Origin of the sequence: Stenotrophomonas sp. BR163, assembly GCF_047520985.2 — a bacterium.
GTDB classification, from domain to species: Bacteria; Pseudomonadota; Gammaproteobacteria; order Xanthomonadales; family Xanthomonadaceae; genus Stenotrophomonas; species Stenotrophomonas sepilia.
The window spans coordinates 99,206-116,613 of record NZ_JAXBRE020000009.1; the positions used below are offsets into that span (position 1 = coordinate 99,206).

The window sequence follows — 17,408 nt, forward strand, 5'->3', positions numbered from 1 at the left end:
CCTTTGCAGGCAGAAGTACCCCGAGACGCATTGCCGGCAATCCCCGATAGTCCCACGCAGATTACCTGCCGCACCATCAAGCGTCTTTCTGTAGGAATCCACACATGAGCCTGGCGCTGGTCCATAGCCGTGCCCGCGCCGGGGTCGATGCCCCACTGGTGCGGGTGGAAGTGCACCTCTCTGGCGGCCTGCCTGCCACCCAGATTGTCGGACTGGCCGAGACCAGCGTCCGTGAGTCCCGTGAGCGCGTACGTGCGGCCCTTCTTTGCGCCCGCTTCGACTTTCCGCAGCGGCGCATCACCTTGAACCTCGCGCCCGCCGACCTGCCCAAGGAAGGCGGGCGTTACGACCTGGCCATCGCGCTGGGCATTCTGGCGGCCAGTGGCCAGGTCGATCCGCAGTCGCTGCTCCAGTACGAGTTCCTGGGCGAGCTGGGCCTGACCGGCGAGCTGAGGCCGGTGGCCGGCGCGCTGCCGGCGGCGATTGCAGCGGCTGACGCCGGGCGCATTCTGGTGGTGCCGCCGGGGAATGCCGCAGAAGCAGCATTGGCGGAGCACGCTGATGTGCGTGTGGCGCGGACGCTGCTGGAGTGCTGCGCCGGGTTGGGCAATCCGCGTCTATTGCCGTCCGTGGAGCGCGTGGACACGACACCGTTGCCACTGCCCGATCTGGCCGACGTGCGCGGGCAGGCGCACGCTCGGCGCGCGTTGGAGGTGGCTGCAGCGGGTGGTCACCATCTTCTGCTGATCGGTAGCCCTGGTTGCGGCAAGACGTTATTGGCTTCGCGCCTGCCCAGCCTGCTGCCGGACACCGAGGAAGCCGAGGCGTTGCAGCTGGCCGCGATTGCCTCAGTGAGCGGTGAGGGACTGGATCCGCGGCGTTGGCGGCAACGGCCGTTCCGCTCCCCCCACCACAGTGCCAGTGCGGCGGCGCTGGTGGGCGGCGGCAACCCGCCCTGCCCCGGCGAGATCTCGCTGGCCCATCACGGCGTGCTGTTCCTGGATGAGCTTCCAGAGTGGAACCGCAGCGCGCTGGAGACCCTGCGCGAGCCGCTGGAATCCGGCCACATCCGTATCGCCCGCGCGGCACGCAGCGTGCAGTATCCGGCGCGATTCCAGCTGGTGGCGGCGATGAATCCCTGCCCCTGCGGCTGGGCCGGCGACCGCAGCAACCGCTGCCTTTGCAGCGACGAGCGCATCAACCGCTACCGTGCGCGCGTGTCCGGTCCGCTGCTGGACCGCATCGACCTGCATATCAGCGTGGCGCGCATGGACGCGGTGGAGCTGCGGGAAAGCACGCCACTGGGGGAGCCCAGTGCTGCGGTGCGTGCACGGGTGGAAGCCGCCCATGCCCGGCAGCAGGCGCGCGGCGGCCTCAATGCGCATCTGCCGCCGGCGGCGCTGCGGGCGTGCACGAAGCTGAGCGAGGCCGACCAGGATCTGTTGGAACAGGCCATCGAGCGTCTGCAGCTTTCAGCACGTGCGATGCACCGGATTCTGCGGGTGGCGCGCACGATTGCGGATCTGGCGGGTTGCGAGGACATCCAGACCGCGCATCTGGCTGAGGCGATCGGCTATCGGCAGTTGGACCGGGGAAATGCATGAGCCTGATTGCCGGGAGCCCTCGTCCGCACGGGAGCAGCAACAATCAAAAAAATACCCCGGCCGCGTGCCCAGAAGGACAGAGACGGTACCGGGGTGTACATGACCACCGTACCCCACACGGCGGCACACTGCAATCGGCATCGGTGGAGGCGTCCAGGCAGCGATGAGCCATGACAGATTAGAAGAAGCCCTTTCCCTGGAGCGCTTTGGCCGCTACCTGGATTGGGCGGGGGGCGACCGTAGCCGAGCCATCGCCCTGTATGGATGCAATACCCACTTGTCTGAAAGCCTCTACGCACCACTGCAGACGTTGGAAGTGGCACTGCGAAACCGCATCCACACCGTTCTGACCCAGGCCAAGGGCGAGGCGTGGTACGGCCCAGGCACTGGCGCCCTGAAGGTTGCTCATCAACTCGAGCAGGTCGCCAAAGCCGTCAACGAATTGGTCAGAGCGGGAAGAACGGTAACAGCAGGCGGTGTGGTCGCCAGTCTCACCTTCAGTTTCTGGACAACAATGTTCAACAAGGACTACGAGGCCCTTTGGCAGCAGATCCTTCACCGGATTGCGGACCCCAGTGCGCCCAGGGGACTGAAGAGGAGGAGCTTTTCGGGACCGCTGACTCGCATACGCGTGCTACGCAACCGCATCGCCCATCACGAACCGATCCTCGGCTGGAACCTGCGCGGGCACCACGATGAGATTCTGACGCTGATCGAGTGGCTATCGCCGCCCGCTGCGACATGGTGTCGTGAGAACAACCGCTTTCCGCAGGCATACCCGGAAGACGGAATCACCTTGGTATGTTCGCCCGAGTCGAATAGACGCTGACTGCGCGCATCCTCCTGCGGCCGGGTGCGAAGAGCGGTCGACTAACAGTCGACCCTACCAAGGGCAGGCATCAGGCTGCCGAATGCAACCGTCCCCGCTTCGCCAGCAGCGCCACCCGACGGCTGACCAGCGCGTGCAGCTCCGCCAGCTCCGACGCCCGGCCAGCCGTCATGTTCCCGCCGAACAACACCCGCGACAACGCCGCCTCGTCGCTGTCGTGCGGGTGCTGCCAGCGGTCGCGATATACCTTCTGGCACACCAGCCAGGCCTGCGGCAGCCCACCGCCGGGTAGCGGGCGGACCACGCGTTCGTAGACGTGCCAGAAGTGGTACTCGGCCTGCAGGTCGATCACAGGCGCCACGGACGGCGCCTGCCGGGGCCGTCCTGGGCCTCGGATGCCGAACAGCGGGGTTCGCGGGTTGTACTGAGCCATGCCGACAGCATGACCCAGCAACATTGTGGGAACCTTGCGTCGCCGCCAGAAAATCCCTGTTGATTGCGCAAGGCGGGCTTCCGGACGGGCTTCGGGGTCAGAGCCCTTTGCTGCGCAAAGGGATCTGACCCCGATCACGGGATGGCTGCGGGGTCGGATTCCTTTGCGCAGCAAAGGGCTCTGACCCCGCCCTCATCGCCTCAGAACGCTATCGAGGTACTGAACATCAGCTGCCGTGGCGCGCTGCGCTGCAGGGTCTGGTAATCCCCCGAGAACGACGAGCCGGCGATGGTGGCGGTGCCGATGTTGTGGCGGTTGAACAGGTTGCTCACGTCCAGCCGCAGCTCCAGGCCGGGCACGGCGCTGTCCGCACCGAAGCGGTAAGCGGCGTAGGTGTTGACCTGCCAGAAGGTCGGCACGCGGATGTCGTTCTCGTAGGTGAAGGGCTGGCGCAGGTAGGAGGTGCTGGTGGCACCAAAGCGCCAGTCACCGAAGTAGGCGGACAGGTCGCTGACCAGCGAGATCTGCGGGTAGCCCGGCTGGGCGTTGCCCTTGATCGGGTACACCGTGTCACCCACCACGAAATCGCTGTCGTAGTACGAACGGGCCACGGCCACGCCCTGGTAGAACTGCACGTGGTCGGTCAGGTCGGCGGTGATGCCAAGGTCGGCACCGATCACGTGCATCTTCGGCATCAGCCGCACGGTGTTGATCTGCGCGAACTGGGTACCGATGGCTGCTGACAGCAGGCGGTTGCGGATGTCGTTGTAGAACACGTCGCCGGTGATCGTCAGCCGATCGAAGCGATGCGACGCGCCTACGGTGAGGTTCCAGTTCTTCTCCGGGCGCAGCGTGCCGGCCACGCGATCGAACTCTTCCTGGTCGGTGATGGTCCACGCTGAGGCGGTGTAGCCGATGTTGCCGCGCTGGGCCACGCGATAGCCGTTCATGGTGTTGGCCAGGTCGATGAAGGCATCGGTGGATTCGGTCGGGCTCCAGAACAGCGAGACGTGCGGCAGGAAGTTGCTCTTCGCGCGCAGCGTGCCGTTCACCGGCCGGTCCTTGGCGTCGCCGAGGCCGCCGCCGCGGGTGCGGAAGTCCACGGCCTTGAAACCAACGCCCAGCTTCAGCGTGTCGTTCAACACGATGTCGTCCTGCAGGTAGAACTGGCGCGAGCGGGTCACCCAGCTCGATGCGTTGTCGGTCTTGAACGCGGGACCGTACACATCGAACGGACCGGTGGCCTTCAGCGGCGGGCCCTCGCCCAGCAGTGGCTGCGGGTACCACTCGGTCTTGGCGGCGGCCTTGCTCTTCTCCTGCCAGAAGCCGGCGGTGAAGGTGTGCGCGCCGGTCTCGAACTGCAGATTGACCATGCCACCCAGCCGGTTGAGGCGTGGTGTCTGCACCTGTTCGGAGAACGGTGCGCCGTTGGGTGAAGGTACGGTCGGGTCGGTCAGCGTGGCCTGGGTGTGGCTGTTGGCGTTGTACAGCTGCACGTTGCCACTCAGCGCCGGGGTGATCTGGAAGCGATGGTTGATCGATGACACGCGGTCGCGGGTGATCTGGCCGGTGTCGTACGGAATCAGTTCGGACAGCTCGCCGCAGGTGTAGGCGCCGCAGGACTTGTCTGCATTCTCCGGCAAGGCCACGTACCAGGCCCATGCGTAATCGGGATAGAAGATGTCGGCCTTCCAGCCCAGCTTGCGGATCATGTCGAAGGAAATGTTGTTGTAGCCCCAGACCTTGGCCTTGCTGTCGGACAGGAACACGGTGACATCGCCCCAGGCGACGTCCTGCTGCAGCTTCAGGTCGCCGCGCAGGAAGTTCTGCGTGCCCTCGCCCTGGTACTTGTCGGCGGACACGCGCTGCAGGTCGACCAGCACTTTCGGGCCCTGCTCGCCGAGCTGGCCGCTCTGCCCGGATACGGTGGTGACCAACGTGCTGTCGCTGCCCACGCCCTGCTTCACGCGCAGGCTGGCCGTGTCCTGCAGGTCGCGCAGGCGGTACTCCAGGCTGCCGCCGTTGACGCTGCTGGAGAACACGCTGACCGGTGCGCCACCGGGGCTGACCGTGATCGCGCCGATGCCATCGGGCACGCCCACGTTCACCACGCTGGTGCCGGTAAGCGAGAGGAAGCCGTTGTCGTTCAGCGGCACGCCCTCGAAGGTGATGCCCATTTCATTCATGCGGAAGCCGCGCACGAACAGGCTGGTGGCCGAGATATCCAGGCCCAGCCCATCGGTGGCGGTGTAGCTGGCGCCCGGCACCTGCTTGAGCATGGCCAAGCCGTTGTTGCCGGTGACCATTGCGTCGAGGTCTTCGGCCTTGATGATGTAGCGGTTGGGACCGACCACCTGGGTCGGTGCCACGGCCGCGCCACGCGGCGTGGCGATGACCTGTAGGGCATTGAGCGTGGTGGGCGTGTCGTGCGCGGCATCGTGCGTTTCTGCGGCGTACGCAGGGGCTGTGATGGCCGCGATGATCGCCAAGGCAAGGCGTGTCGTGGGCGGGGTGTTCATGGCAGCGGATCCAGGGTGCAGGGAGAGAGCGGCGCAGGCGCACGCCCAGCGCGTCGCAGCGCCGGTGTCGGCGCCCTGGCTGGCATTGCGATTGCGTTGAGGGGGTAACAGCGCGGCGCGCGTCGGTCAGCAGATGAAGACGATCATCTGCCGCAGGATTCGATGGCGTGATTTCGACGTGCGAAATTCTTGCATCGCGCTGCCGCATCCGCCATTGCGCCGTGGTACAGCGCCGATGGCGGTGGGGATGGGTGGGCTATACGCGGGTATAGCCTTGGTCGGCGCTTGCCGTTTGTGTGTGCCAACCAAGGTTGGCACCTACCTGGGCAACTGGACGCGCGGTTACTGCAGGACGAAACGCTCGATCGCGCGCGCCACGCCGTCATCAGCATTGCTGCTGGTCTCAAACCGCGCCACCGCCTTCACCGCGTCGATGGCATTGCCCATCGCCACGCTGGTGCCGGCGTACTGCAGCATGGTCAGGTCGTTCTCCTGGTCACCGATGGCCATCACGTTGGCACGGTCGATGCCCAGGTGCTCGGCCAGCTTCTGCAGGCTCGGGCCCTTGCCGGCGCGGTGGTCGAACACTTCCAGGAAGAACGGCGCGCTCTTCAGTACCGCGAAGCGCTCGGTCAGTTCGCTCGGCAGGCGCGCGATGGCGGCATCCAGCACGTCCGGCGCGTCGATCATCATCAGCTTGATGAAGGACATCGATGGGTCCATGTCCTCCACGCGACGATACGACAGCGGCATCCGCGAAAGATGCGAGTCGGCTACGGTGTAGTAGCTGATGTCCTGGTTGGGCGTGTACATGCGCTGGCTGTCCAGCGCCTGGAAGTGCACGCCCAGGTCGCGGGCGACGTGCTCACAGAACAGGAAGTCGTCGAAGCTGAGCGGATACTCGACCACGGTTTCGCGCGTGCCGATGCGCTGCACCAGGCCGCCATTGCAGGCGATGCAGTAGTCGTCGTTGCCGGTGATGCCCAGCTCGTGCAGGTACGGCGCCAGGCCCGGAACCGGGCGGCCACTGGTCAGCACGATGTGCACGCCCAGCGCCCGCGCCTGCGCGATGGCCTTCCTGGCGTGGGAGGTGAGCTGGTGCGACGGGTCCAGCAGCGTGCCATCCATGTCGATGGCGACCAGTTCGATGGTCGATTGCCGGCGGCCCATGTCCATTGCGTTCAACTCGTGCGGGGCACGCCAGTTTACCCCCTCATGCCCGGTTCACCTCTTTGCCCACGTTGGCCGGGATACTGCGGGAGCCTGTGCGTCCCCCACCGCAGGACGGCCCGTTGACCGCCCTTCCCTGGAGAACCTTGCGACGCATGACCTACCGTGCCCCCGAAACCAATGACAGCGCGCCCCTGGCCCAGCAGATCGAGCAGATGATCGACGAGCTGCCCGGCGACCAGGTGAGCGTCGGCACCCTGCTCAGCGCGCTGGGCGATGAGGGCCTGCTGCTGATCGTGATCCTGCTCTCGGCCATCTTCATCATTCCGGTGTCGATTCCCGGGCTGAGTACGGTGTTTGGCGCCTCGATCCTGCTGATCGGCCTGAGCCGGGTGCGCAACCGCCCGCTGTGGGTGCCACAGAAGCTGGCCCGCCGCGAAATCGCCACCGACAAGCTGAAGGCCAACCTCGGCCGTGCGCTGAAATGGGTGCACCGCATGGAGCGGCTTTCGCGGCCGATGCGGCTGGCGGTGATGGTGCGCTCGAAGAAGATGATGCGCCTGAACAACCTGATGCTGGTGTTCGCGACCCTGCTGCTGATGGCCCCGGCCGGGCCGATCCCCTTCAGCAACACGCTGCCCGCATTGGCGCTGATGTCGTTTGCGATTGGTTTCATCCAGCGCGATGGCGCGGCGGTGGCGGCCGGTTATGGCTTCGTGGTGGCCACGGTGGTGTATTTCGGCGTGCTGCTGGGCGGCGTTGGGTTTGCTGCCGAGTCGGTGTTCAGCGGGTTCCGCAGCGGTACTGCGGAACTTTAGAGCCGAGCCCATGCTCGGCTGCTCTTCGACCTGTACGCGAAACCCCGCGCTGCGCGCGTAAGCCAAGCATGGCTCGGCTCTACAGAACTACTTGGCCGACACCCGCCACACCACGTCGCCCACGTCGTCGGCCACCAGCAGCGCGCCCTCGGCGTCCATGGCCATGCCCACCGGTGCGCCCATCAGGGTCTTCTCGTCCTTTGAGGCAAAGCCGCTCACCACGGTCTGCGGGCGCCCGGTCGGCTTGCCGTCCTTGAACGGTACATACACCACTTCGTAGCCGCTCAGCGGTGAACGGTCCCAGCTGCCGTGCTCGCCGATGAAGGCACCGCCGTGGTACTGCGTCGGCAGCGCCTGGCCGGTGTAGAACAGCAGGCCCAGTGGTGCCACGTGCGAGCCGATGGCGTAGTCCGGCACGATTGCCTTGGCCACCAGGTCCGGCCGCTGCGGCTGCACGCGTTCGTCCACGTGCTGCCCGTAGTAGCTGTAGGGCCAGCCGTAGAAGCCATCCTCCTTCACCGAGGTGAGGTAGTCAGGCACCAGGTCGGCACCGATCTCATCACGCTCGTTGGCCACGGCCCACAGCTGGCCAGTGCTCGGCTCCCAGTCCAGCCCGGTCGGGTTGCGGATGCCCGAGGCGTAGATGCGGCTGCCGCGGGTGGCCACGTCCACTTCCAGCACCACCGCACGGCGGTATTCGACGGCCAGGCCGTTCTCGGTGATGTTGCTGTTGGAGCCCACGCCCACATACAGCTTGCGGCCATCACGGCTGGCCAGCAGTTCCTTGGTCCAGTGGTGGTTGATGGTGCTGGGCAGGTCGGTGAACTCGCGGCCCTTGTCCGACATGCGGGTTTCGCCGGGCACGTAGTGGTACTGCATGATGTTGCCGGTGTTGGCCACGTACAGCGTGTCGCCGATCAGCTGGATGCCGAACGGCGAATGCAGGCCCTCGATGTAGACATGCTGGGTCCACGTGCTCGTTCCCGGCGTGCGGCGCAGCAGGGTGACCCGGTTCCCGCCCTTGCCGGCCTTGCCCGAGCGCGCTTTGACCTTGCCGGCAATCCACTGCTTGGGCGTGGTGACCGGTTCTTCGCCGGGGCCGTTGCCTTCCACCACCAGTACATCGCCATTGGGCAGGGTCAGCAGGCGCCGCGGATGCTGCAGGTTGGCGGCGATGCGCTCGATCTTCAGGCCCTCGGCCACCGTGGGGGTCTGCCCATCAGCCCAGCCGACGCCCTTGGGCACCTGCATCGGCGGCATCAGGAAGTTGGCCGGCTTGGGCAGCGGCGGCTGCGGGCCCGACTGATCGGCGGGATGGTATTCAGCCTTGCCGGCGCAGGCCGACAGCATCACGGCCAGCGCCAGGGCGCCCACGGTGGGCAGGATGTGCTTAGCCATGACGACCTCCCTGCAGCACCGGCGGCTGCAGTGACAGCAGGATCAGGCCCAGGGCGATCAGGGCCACGGTCAACGCCGACAGGATCGTGCCGGGCACCGCAACGGCGTACGCATCACGGCTGTGCACGAAGGCGTTCCAGATGGCCAGCACTACCGCGACCAGGTTGAGGAAGAAGTCGATGCGGTCGATGCGGGTGGCCGTGCCGTTGCGGCGCCAGACCGCGAACAGGTTGATCAGGCGCGGCACGATGGCGATCAGCAGGCCGAAGGTGATCAGCCAGGCGGCGGCCTTGCCCCACATCACCTCGGCGCTGTTGAGGTAGATCGCGTCGAAGATCAGTGCGCCGACGAAGAAACCGAAGGGTATCGGGTTCAACAGGCTGAACAGTGTGGTGCCGAGGCCGCGATGGGCCTGGGCGAGCGGATTGACCATCATCGTGCTCCGTGCGGAAGGGTGCACGGGCTGTAGTAGCACAGCGCGATGTGAGGGCGCGCGATGATGCCCCGGCGGGGCTTCCACACCCACCGGGCAGGCACCGCGCTACGCGGACTCGTCCTCGCGCACCTCGTGGAAGGGCAGCATCGTCTCGAAGCCGAATTCGTGTTCCATGCTGGTGCGGACCAGGCCGCCGATGGCGTAGTAGCTGGTGTTGGCGTGTACATCGATGCCACAGGGACCATCCTCAGCCAGCAGGTGCAGTGTCTCTGCGCGTCGCATTACGATCCGTTCCTCCTGCAGCAGCGCGCGACGGTGCTTCTTCATCAACAGGCGCAGCGGTTTCACCGTGGTGATGCCGAAGGCTGCCAGCTCGGGCAGCAACTCGGCAATATCGGCATCGTCGCCATAGTCGTGGCTGCGCGTATGCACGGACAGCACCACCTTGCGGATGGCGGCAACCGAGAGCGGAGTCTGGTCCGCGCGTGCACGGGCACGCTGGCGTGCCTTCTTCATGTGTGACTTCACCTGCATGCGATTACCCACGTTTCCCGTACCTCGAAGCGAGCACGCGATGATGGCGTGAAGGCATTCGAGTGCCCCGTCATAACTTGACGTACTAAGTGTTTGTGACGCAATTGGCACATTCGCACATTGCGGGTGTGAAGAGGTAGGGGGTTGTTCGTTGTGTCGCGTTTGGCTCGTTGCGATGGGGCAGATCCGCCCCGCCGTCCTGCCATGCCGATTCACAACAGAAGGATTCGTGTATGAAGCGACACACGCAACGCACCGCGCCACCGCGCTCCGCGCGCCTGGCCCTAGCCACTGCCCTGGTACTGGGCAGCCTGGCCGTCACCGCCCAGGCCCAACAGGCCGATCCACTGGCGGGAATCCAGTGGCACCTGCTCAACACCGGGCAGACGGTCCCGGCTGACACACTGCCGGTGGCAGGCAACGACCTGAACGTGGATGGCCTGTTCCGCAATGGCATCCGTGGCCAGGGCGTCACCATCGCCATCGTCGACGACGGCCTGCAGATCGCGCACCCGGACCTGGCGGCCAACGTGGCCGCTGTAGCCGGCAAGAACTTCACCAATGGCTCGAACAACCCCACCCCGACCAATCCCGATGTCGACAACCACGGCACCATGGTCGGCGGTATCGCCGGTGCGGTGGGCGCCAACAACCTGGGCGTGCGCGGTGTGGCCCCGGCGGCGACGCTGAAGGGCTTCAACCCGATTTCGCGCTCGGCGCTGGGCAACCAGCAGAGCAACATCGAGTACGCCTGGTGGGACGGCGCGGAATCGGCCGACGTGCAGGTGTTCAACAACAGCTGGGGCGCCGGCCCGGGCAATCCGAACCTGCCGCTGGCGTACAGCGAAAACACGATTCGTTCGTACGAGCAGGCACTGTCGGGGACGCGCGGTGGCCGCGGCGGCATCTACGTGAAGTCGGCCGGCAACAACTTCAACAATGCCTCGATCAGCCAGACCCAGGATGTCTGCACCACCGACACCAAGAACCGCAACACCGGCTGCGTGCCGGCCGGCCGTGATCCGCGCAACAACCTGTTCAACGTGATCACCGTAGGCGCGGTGCGCGCCGATGGCGTGCGCTCGTCTTACTCCTCCACCGGCTCGGCCCTGTGGGTTTCGGCCTTTGGTGGTGAGTACGGCCTGCAGGCGCAGTACGCGCCCGGCCTGGTGGCACGCGCGTACGACCCGGCCATCGTCACCACCGACGTGACCGGGTGCGCGCAGGGCAGCAACAAGAACACCAACCGCCAGAACACCCTGGACAGCAACCTGTCGGCCATCGACAGCACCTGCAACTACACCGCCAAGATGAACGGCACTTCGGCGTCGGCGCCGATGGTATCGGGCGTGGCGGCACTGGTGCTGGAAGCCAATCCGAACCTGTCCTATCGCGATGTGAAGTACATCCTGGCCACCACCGCCACGCGCAACCACCCGAACCAGCCGGCGGTGACGCTGGCCGACGGGCGCACGCTGGTGCCGGGCTGGACGGTGAATGCCGCCGGCCGTGCCTACAGCAACTGGTATGGCTTCGGCGTGGTCAACGCTGCACGTGCAGTGCAGGTGGCCGAGAACTTCCAGTCGCTCGGTGCGCTGGTCGACAGCGGCTGGCGCACCACCACGCGTACCGTGGCCATCGGCAACACCTCGGCCGCCGCCGCACGCCTGACCTTCCAGTTGGCCAACGGCGCGCGCAACATCGAAAGCGTGCAGCTGGGCTTCCGGGTCAACCACCGCAACACGCGCCAGCTGCAGTTCGTGCTTGTGTCGCCCAGCGGCACCCGCAGCGTGGTGCAACCGGCGTTCACCGCGATCGGTTCGGGCACGGGTGGCGCGCAGAGCAATTTCACCAGCTGGGACCTGCTGTCCAGCAATGCCTTCCTGGATGAGAATGCCAGCGGCACCTGGACGCTGGAAGTCACCGACATGGGGCAGGCCGCGACCGCAGCATCGCGCGGCAACCTCGAGTTCTTCAAGATCCGCGTTCTGGGGCACTGATGATGAAGACCATTCTGTTGAGCACGCTCGCCTTCGCGGCGATGACCTCCCCTGCCTGGGCGCAGAGCTCGGGGCAGACCCCTCCAGCCAGGACCCTGTCGACCGTGGATGCGCAGGAACTGAAGGCCTCCGCTACCGGCCGCACGTTCGATGTGGGCGGCACGCGTTTCCAGCTGTCCCCCTCGGCCACCGTGAAGCAGGCCAGCGGCGGCCAGTTCACGATCACCCCGCAGGCGGCGGCGACCACCAGCTCGCGTACCAAGCGTTCGCTGGATGGCGCAACGGCGGCACCTGCCGATGCCGGCGCCGGCAAGTTCGCGGCGGCGGTCTCCCGTGACGGCGCGCCGGTGGTGGCGACGTCGCGGGTCAAGGTGTTCTTCACCGATGCAGCCTCGGCCCAGCGCGCAGCCGCCGCCACTGGCGGTACCGTGGTGAAGGTCTCCAGGGCGTCGGGCCAGGCCATCGTGGAGTACCCGTCGGTAAACGCTGCGCTGGATGCGACCACCAAGCTGCTGTCCACCGCCGGTATCCGCGCCACCGAGCCGGACGTGGTGCAGTGGGAAGAGACCAAGTAAGGCGTTGAGTGGTGCCCCTGGCCGGTTGGCTCTCCTGGCCGGCCGGGGGATTGGTGTGCGTTGCGACTGTAGAGCTCAGACGATGTTCGGCACTACAGTTCTGCATCAACGGAAGGATTGACCGGTTGCTGTCGAACGCGCTGCCGGCGATCGAGCGGTAACCGCTGCCCGGCGGACGATTCCCCGGTGCGGTTGGAATGTGCCAACCAAGGTTGGCACCTACCAAAGCAGGGTGATGTGCCGTCCCACGGTCGGCCCCCACCCGGTCGGTAGTGCCGGCCGCTGGCCGGCGGAAGGTTTCACCGCACAGTGGGAATGTGCCAACCAAGGTTGGCACCTACCAAAGCAGGGTCAGACCAGGGCCGCGAGAGCCTGCACCAGCGCATCCATCTGCGCCGGCCGGGTGAACACCGACGGTGTCACCCGCACGCAGGCACCCGACTCCAGGCCATCGCGATGGGTGGTGAAGATCCGATGCTCATCCAGCAAGCGCTTCTGCAGTGCCTGATTCTGTTCTACCGAGGTGCGCCCGCGCAGGCGGAAGCTGGCCAATGCGCTGGCCAGCGCCGGATCAGGCGACGACAGCACTTCGATATGCGCCATCTGCCGCGCAGGGACGGTCCAGCGCTCGCGCAGGTAGCGCAGGCGCGCCTGCTTGTTGGCCGCGCCGATGCGCTGGTGCAGCGCGATCGCTTCCGGCAGCGCCAGGTAAGCGGCGAAGTTGACCGTGCCGGTGTGCACACGGCTGCCCACGCGGCCATCGTCGGTCTCGCCCATGTACGGGTCCAGGTCCGCAACGCGGCCCTTGCGCACATACATCGCGCCGACGCCGACCGGCGCACCGATCCACTTGTGCAGGTTGATGCCAACGAAATCGGCCTTGAGCTGCGGCACCGCGTAGTCGATCTGGCCAAACCCGTGTGCGGCATCAACGATCACGTCGATGCCGCGTGCGCGCGCACGTTCGGCGATTTCGGCCACCGGCAGCACCAGTCCATGGCGATGGCTGACCTGGGTCAGCAGCACCAGTTTCAGGCGAGGCAGCCGCGCGAACGTGGCCTCGTAGGCCTGCAGGATCTGCGCATGGTCGGGCACTGCCGGCAGCGCGATGCGTTCGGCCTGCACGCCGCGGCGCTGCTGCAGCCAGCGCATCGCGCCGATCATGCTGTCGTAGTCGATATCGGCGTACAGCACCTGGTCGCCGGGCTGCAGGCGGTTGTAGCCGCCGATCAGCGCCAGCATCGCCTCGGTGGCACCGCGGGTGAGTGCGATCTCGTCGGCGCCCACGCCCAGCAGTTCGGCCACCTGCCGCTGCGCCGCCATGTACTGCGCCGGGAACTCACGGCGGCCATACCAGGCATTGCCTCGGTTCACTTCCGCGGTGTGGCGCTGGTAGCTGGCCAGTGTCTCGCGGCCCATCGCGCCCCAGTAGCCGTTCTCCAGATGGTTCACTTCGTCGGTGACATCGAAGTGGCTGGCCACGGCGGCCCAGTAGTTTTCATCGCGGGCCAGCACGTCCGGCGCCGCGGTCGTTGCGGGAATCTGCATGGACGCAGCGTAACGCGTGGCAGCCATGGCCGGCAGTGAAGAAAGTGCGGCTGCGGCCGGCAGCAAGGTGCCGGCACGCAACAGGGAGCGGCGGGCCGCGTCCATCAGAAGCTCAGCCGGTACTGTGCGTACAGGTTGGCACCGTCGGTGTCGTATGGCGCGTTGCGCGAGTAGATCAGGCCGCGGCTGGCCTGGAAGGTGGCTTCGTCCGGATAGCGGTCGAATACGTTGTCGGCACCGACGCGCAGGCTGTGATGTTCGTTGATGCGATAGCCGACGGCCAGGTCGAGGAAGCTCATCGCGCCGAAGCGCTGGTAGATATCGCCCACTGCATTGCCGCTGGAATCGGTCCAGGCGCCGTAGTAGCGCATGCGTGCCATCAGCGACCAGGCGCCGATGTCCCAGCTGCCGGTCAGGCTGCCCTTGTGCTCGGGCAGGCGATCCTCGAACAGCACGCGCTGGGTCTCGTTGGTGGCCACCGAGGTGCTGCCGTTGTCCACGCGGGTGCGGTTGTAGTTGTAGGCCAGGGTCAGCGTCATGCGGCCGGCGCCGAGATCGCGCAGGTAGTTGCCGACCACGTCCACGCCGGTAGTGGTGGTATCGAAGTCGTTGGTGAAATAGTTCACCGAGGTATAGCCCAGCGGATTGGGCGTACCGGCCGGAATGGCGAAACTGGCCGACTGGCTGAAGCGGTCGCTGAGCTTGATCTGGTAGACATCCACCGAGCCGGACAGGCCCAGGTCGGTGCGCCAGGTCAGGCCCAGCGACGCGGTACGCGATTGTTCCGGCTTCAGCGGCCTGGCGCCGAGCAGCTGCGCCAGCGGATCGTTCGGCGACAGACGGCCACTGGTGAAGATCTGCAGCGTGCGCGTATCCAACCCCTGGGTGGTGCTGGTGGTATTGAGCTGCGCCGGCGTCGGCGCACGGAAGCCGCTGGACACGGTACCGCGCAGGGCCACGTCCGGGGTGATCGCGAAGCGCGCCGAGAGCTTGCCGTCCAGCGTGCTGCCGAAGCTGGAGAAGTCCTCGTAGCGGCCGGCTGCACCGATGCTCCAGCGCTCGCCCAGCGGTACTTCCATGTCCACGTAGGCGGCCTTGCTGCGCTGGCTCCACTGCCCGGCCTGGCTGGCCGAGAAGCCGGGCGCGCCATTGGAATTGGCCTCCAGGCCCGCCGCAGCGCCCGGACCCACCGCGTACGAGGCCGGGTCGCCGGCACGCACCTGGTAGGTCTCCTGGCGGAACTCGCCACCGAAGGCGACGTTGACCGGCTGGGACAGCGCGGCCACGTCCCACTCGTAGTTGAAGTCTGCGTTGGCGTTCTTCTCGGTCTGGGTCAGGCGGCCAAGATCGAACGCGGTCGGGCTGGCCGGGCCGAGCGAGGCATTGATCGAGTTCTTCAAGCTGTAGTCGATGGCGTTGCGGCCATACGAGGCGCTGACATCCCAGCGCAGCTTGGGCGTGATCTCGCCGCGCAGGCCACCGACCAGCTGCAGGTCGTTCTGGACGTTGCCGTACTGCGGGCTGAAGCCGACCGGATACAGCGAGCGCAGGTTCCAGCCCGGGAAGATGGCGGTGGTGCGGTACGCACCGGTGGTAGTGTCCGGGTTGCGCCAGTTGAAATCACTGACGCCATCGCTGTGGCTGTACAGGCCGAAGGCATAGAACTCCAGCGTCTCGCTGGCATTGGCCTTCACATTGAAGCCGACGCGGCGGCTTTCCAGCTCCGGCTGGCCCCAGCGTTGCACCGGATTGGGCACGTCCAGTTCCGGATGTGCAGCCTGGAAGGCGATCGCGTCCGGGCGCTGGCGCGTGCGCGAGGTAGCGTCGGAGTTGGACGATTCGGCGAACAGCACCAGGCTGCCATAGTCGCCCAGCGACCAGCCGGTGCGCGCACTGAAGTCGCGCGAGGCACCGTCGCCCTGCGCGTACTGCGAATAGCCGGCGGTGATCTCGCTACCCGGGCCATCCTCGAGGATGATGTTGATGACACCGGCGATGGCGTCCGAGCCGTACTGCGCCGACGCGCCATCGCGCAGCACCTCGATGCGCTTGATCGCACTGGTCGGAATCTGCGCCAGGTCGGCCGCCTGTGCACCGCGGTTGCCGAGCAGCGCGCTGCGGTGGAAGCGGCGACCGTTGACCAGCACCAGGGTCTGGTCCGGCGACAGGCCACGCAGGGTGGCCGGACGCACGAACACCTGGCCGTCCGCCATCGGCAGGCGCTGTACCACGAATGATGGCACCAGCTGCGCCAGCACGTCCTTCAGGTCGGTGGATTCGACGGACCTGATGTCTTCCTTGCTGAACACGTCCACCGGCGCCAGCGTTTCGAACTGGGTGCGGTTGGACGCGCGGGTGCCGGTGACCAGCATCGCATCGAGCTGGGTGGGTGCGGCGCGGCTGCCGCCTGCGGCATCGACCGCATCGGCCTCCGCTGCGATCGCGCCTCCTGCGCTGGCCATGCAAAGGGCAAGGAGGATGGAACGCGAAAGCTTCGAACGATGCACGGCAGGGCTCCGGGAGGACGCGGCAGGGCCAGCACCTGCGGGGGTAGCGCAGGCCTGGACAAGGCGCGCAGTCTCGGCGCGATCTGTGAAGGAGGCATGACGTCAGTGCGACAGCTTGAATCCGCACAGGCGCAAGAACTGCTAAACGCCGCGCCTGCCGATCCGCTACTGTGCCGGCATTGGATCCGGGGAGCGGCAGGATGAGCGCGGCAGGCAAGGCGTTGTGGTACATCGAAACCCATGCGGACCAGCCCTTGGCGCTGGCCGACATTGCCGCTGCGGCCGGCCTGTCGCCATTCCATCTGTCGCGCCTGTTCCAGGCCCGCACCGGCACCTCGGTGGTGCGCTACCTGCGCGGGCGCCGCCTGACCGCTGCCGCGCAGCAGTTGGCCAACGGCGCCGGCGACATCCTGCAGGTGGCACTGGGGGCCGGCTATACCACCCATGCCGCCTTCACGCGTGCCTTCAGCGAACAGTTCGGACAGACGCCGGAGCGGGTACGCGAACAGGGCACCGATGGGCTGGCGCTGGTGCAGGCGATCCGCGTGGACGAGGCCCCGTCCGCCTGCATTGAAGCGCCCCGCCTGCTTGAAACGCCCGCGTTCCAGGTGGCCGGCATCGGCATGCGGCATACCCGCGACAGTGGCGGCGCGATTCCCGGCCAGTGGGCCCAGCTCAACCGCGAATGGCCGACGCCGGCGCCGATCAGCTTCGGCGTGTGCTGCAACAGTGATGACAAGGGTGGCTTCGATTACATCGCGGCACTGCCGGCAAGCACGGTGCCGAGCGTGCCTGCGCACTGGCAACGCGTGGACATCCCGGCGCGCCGCTACCTGGTGGCCTGGCACAGCGGGCACATCTCGGCCATCCGCTCGACCTGGTTCTGGTTGCTGGATCATTATCTTCCTGCTTCCAACCTGAGCCTCGCCGATGCGCCGGATCTGGAGCGCTACGACGCCCGGTTCGACGAGCACACCGGCCAGGGCGGCGTGGAAATCTGGCTGCCCGTCGACGACCGTCCCCACTGACAAGGAGTT

At 66.5% G+C, this 17,408-nt stretch carries 14 protein-coding genes; 6 read left to right on the forward strand and 8 right to left on the reverse strand.

Going from position 1 to position 17,408, the window contains the following annotated elements:
* Window positions 1–104 precede the first annotated feature (104 nt).
* Both ACM0PY_RS10005 and ACM0PY_RS10010 read left to right on the forward strand, forming a co-directional pair.
* Window positions 105–1,604 (forward strand): YifB family Mg chelatase-like AAA ATPase, encoded by a 1,500-nt coding sequence (locus ACM0PY_RS10005; protein WP_180883756.1) that lies wholly within the window; start codon window positions 105–107, stop codon window positions 1,602–1,604.
* Window positions 1,605–1,767: 163 nt separating this feature from the next.
* A complete protein-coding gene (locus ACM0PY_RS10010; RefSeq protein ID WP_180883754.1) occupies window positions 1,768–2,433 on the forward strand; it encodes an Abi family protein in 666 nt (221 codons plus the stop codon).
* Window positions 2,434–2,503: 70 nt separating this feature from the next.
* Here the strand turns inward: ACM0PY_RS10010 and ACM0PY_RS10015 are convergent, their stop codons facing one another.
* From ACM0PY_RS10015 to yidA, 3 genes are all read right to left on the reverse strand, one after another.
* Window positions 2,504–2,890 (reverse strand): hypothetical protein, encoded by a 387-nt coding sequence (locus tag ACM0PY_RS10015; protein WP_180883752.1) that lies wholly within the window; start codon window positions 2,888–2,890, stop codon window positions 2,504–2,506.
* A gap of 176 nt (window positions 2,891–3,066) precedes the next feature.
* Window positions 3,067–5,385, reverse strand: a complete 2,319-nt coding sequence (locus ACM0PY_RS10020) for a TonB-dependent receptor (protein ID WP_180883750.1) — start codon at window positions 5,383–5,385, stop codon at window positions 3,067–3,069.
* Between the two features lie 342 nt (window positions 5,386–5,727).
* On the reverse strand, window positions 5,728–6,561 hold the full coding sequence (gene yidA, locus ACM0PY_RS10025; RefSeq protein WP_180883748.1) for a sugar-phosphatase: 834 nt from the start codon (window positions 6,559–6,561) through the stop codon (window positions 5,728–5,730).
* 149 nt (window positions 6,562–6,710) lie between these two features.
* On the opposite strand from yidA, the gene ACM0PY_RS10030 reads away from it, so the two are divergent.
* Window positions 6,711–7,373 carry an exopolysaccharide biosynthesis protein gene (locus tag ACM0PY_RS10030; RefSeq protein WP_180883746.1) on the forward strand — a complete coding sequence of 221 codons (663 nt, stop codon included), beginning with the start codon at window positions 6,711–6,713 and terminating at the stop codon, window positions 7,371–7,373.
* 87 nt (window positions 7,374–7,460) lie between these two features.
* Here ACM0PY_RS10030 and ACM0PY_RS10035 read toward each other — a convergent pair whose 3' ends face one another.
* The 3 genes from ACM0PY_RS10035 to ACM0PY_RS10045 all read right to left on the reverse strand — a co-directional run bounded on the left by ACM0PY_RS10035 (window position 7,461) and on the right by ACM0PY_RS10045 (window position 9,723).
* A complete protein-coding gene (locus ACM0PY_RS10035) occupies window positions 7,461–8,771 on the reverse strand; it encodes a PQQ-dependent sugar dehydrogenase (RefSeq protein WP_180883744.1) in 1,311 nt (436 codons plus the stop codon).
* Window positions 8,764–9,204, reverse strand: a complete 441-nt coding sequence (locus ACM0PY_RS10040) for a DUF2231 domain-containing protein (protein ID WP_041863928.1) — start codon at window positions 9,202–9,204, stop codon at window positions 8,764–8,766. Before ACM0PY_RS10040 ends, ACM0PY_RS10035 begins: the two co-directional genes overlap by 8 nt.
* A gap of 108 nt (window positions 9,205–9,312) precedes the next feature.
* On the reverse strand, window positions 9,313–9,723 hold the full coding sequence (locus tag ACM0PY_RS10045) for a hypothetical protein (protein WP_235646738.1): 411 nt from the start codon (window positions 9,721–9,723) through the stop codon (window positions 9,313–9,315).
* A gap of 251 nt (window positions 9,724–9,974) precedes the next feature.
* Between ACM0PY_RS10045 and ACM0PY_RS10050 the strand changes: the two genes are divergently transcribed.
* Window positions 9,975–11,741: a S8 family serine peptidase gene (locus tag ACM0PY_RS10050; protein WP_180883739.1), complete on the forward strand. Its 1,767-nt coding sequence runs from the start codon at window positions 9,975–9,977 to the stop codon at window positions 11,739–11,741.
* Window positions 11,738–12,316, forward strand: coding sequence for a DNA breaking-rejoining protein (locus ACM0PY_RS10055; RefSeq protein ID WP_134971361.1), 579 nt, complete (start codon window positions 11,738–11,740; stop codon window positions 12,314–12,316). The genes ACM0PY_RS10050 and ACM0PY_RS10055 overlap by 4 nt, the downstream gene beginning before the upstream one ends.
* A 351-nt stretch (window positions 12,317–12,667) precedes the next feature.
* Here ACM0PY_RS10055 and ACM0PY_RS10060 read toward each other — a convergent pair whose 3' ends face one another.
* Window positions 12,668–13,969: an aminotransferase class V-fold PLP-dependent enzyme gene (locus ACM0PY_RS10060; RefSeq protein ID WP_180883737.1), complete on the reverse strand. Its 1,302-nt coding sequence runs from the start codon at window positions 13,967–13,969 to the stop codon at window positions 12,668–12,670.
* Entirely contained in the window at window positions 13,969–16,371 is a 2,403-nt protein-coding gene (locus ACM0PY_RS10065) for a TonB-dependent receptor domain-containing protein (protein ID WP_180883735.1), read from the reverse strand. The genes ACM0PY_RS10060 and ACM0PY_RS10065 overlap by 1 nt, the downstream gene beginning before the upstream one ends.
* 200 nt (window positions 16,372–16,571) lie before the next feature.
* Here ACM0PY_RS10065 and ACM0PY_RS10070 point away from each other — a divergent pair, with 200 nt between their 5' ends.
* Window positions 16,572–17,399 carry an AraC family transcriptional regulator gene (locus tag ACM0PY_RS10070; RefSeq protein WP_180883733.1) on the forward strand — a complete coding sequence of 276 codons (828 nt, stop codon included), beginning with the start codon at window positions 16,572–16,574 and terminating at the stop codon, window positions 17,397–17,399.
* Window positions 17,400–17,408: the final 9 nt, after the last annotated feature.

Bases quoted from the DNA above. Each gene is read 5' to 3' on its own strand.
- ACM0PY_RS10030 (WP_180883746.1), top strand. From the start codon at position 6,711: ATGACCTACCGTGCCCCCGAAACCAATGACAGCGCGCCCCTGGCCCAG.
- ACM0PY_RS10060 (WP_180883737.1), bottom strand. From the start codon at position 13,969: ATGGACGCGGCCCGCCGCTCCCTGTTGCGTGCCGGCACCTTGCTGCCG.
- ACM0PY_RS10050 (WP_180883739.1), top strand. From the start codon at position 9,975: ATGAAGCGACACACGCAACGCACCGCGCCACCGCGCTCCGCGCGCCTG.
- yidA (WP_180883748.1), bottom strand. From the start codon at position 6,561: ATGGACATGGGCCGCCGGCAATCGACCATCGAACTGGTCGCCATCGAC.
- ACM0PY_RS10015 (WP_180883752.1), bottom strand. From the start codon at position 2,890: ATGTTGCTGGGTCATGCTGTCGGCATGGCTCAGTACAACCCGCGAACC.
- ACM0PY_RS10010 (WP_180883754.1), top strand. From the start codon at position 1,768: ATGAGCCATGACAGATTAGAAGAAGCCCTTTCCCTGGAGCGCTTTGGC.
- ACM0PY_RS10045 (WP_235646738.1), bottom strand. From the start codon at position 9,723: ATGAAGAAGGCACGCCAGCGTGCCCGTGCACGCGCGGACCAGACTCCG.
- ACM0PY_RS10020 (WP_180883750.1), bottom strand. From the start codon at position 5,385: ATGAACACCCCGCCCACGACACGCCTTGCCTTGGCGATCATCGCGGCC.
- ACM0PY_RS10035 (WP_180883744.1), bottom strand. From the start codon at position 8,771: ATGGCTAAGCACATCCTGCCCACCGTGGGCGCCCTGGCGCTGGCCGTG.
- ACM0PY_RS10005 (WP_180883756.1), top strand. From the start codon at position 105: ATGAGCCTGGCGCTGGTCCATAGCCGTGCCCGCGCCGGGGTCGATGCC.
- ACM0PY_RS10040 (WP_041863928.1), bottom strand. From the start codon at position 9,204: ATGGTCAATCCGCTCGCCCAGGCCCATCGCGGCCTCGGCACCACACTG.
- ACM0PY_RS10070 (WP_180883733.1), top strand. From the start codon at position 16,572: ATGAGCGCGGCAGGCAAGGCGTTGTGGTACATCGAAACCCATGCGGAC.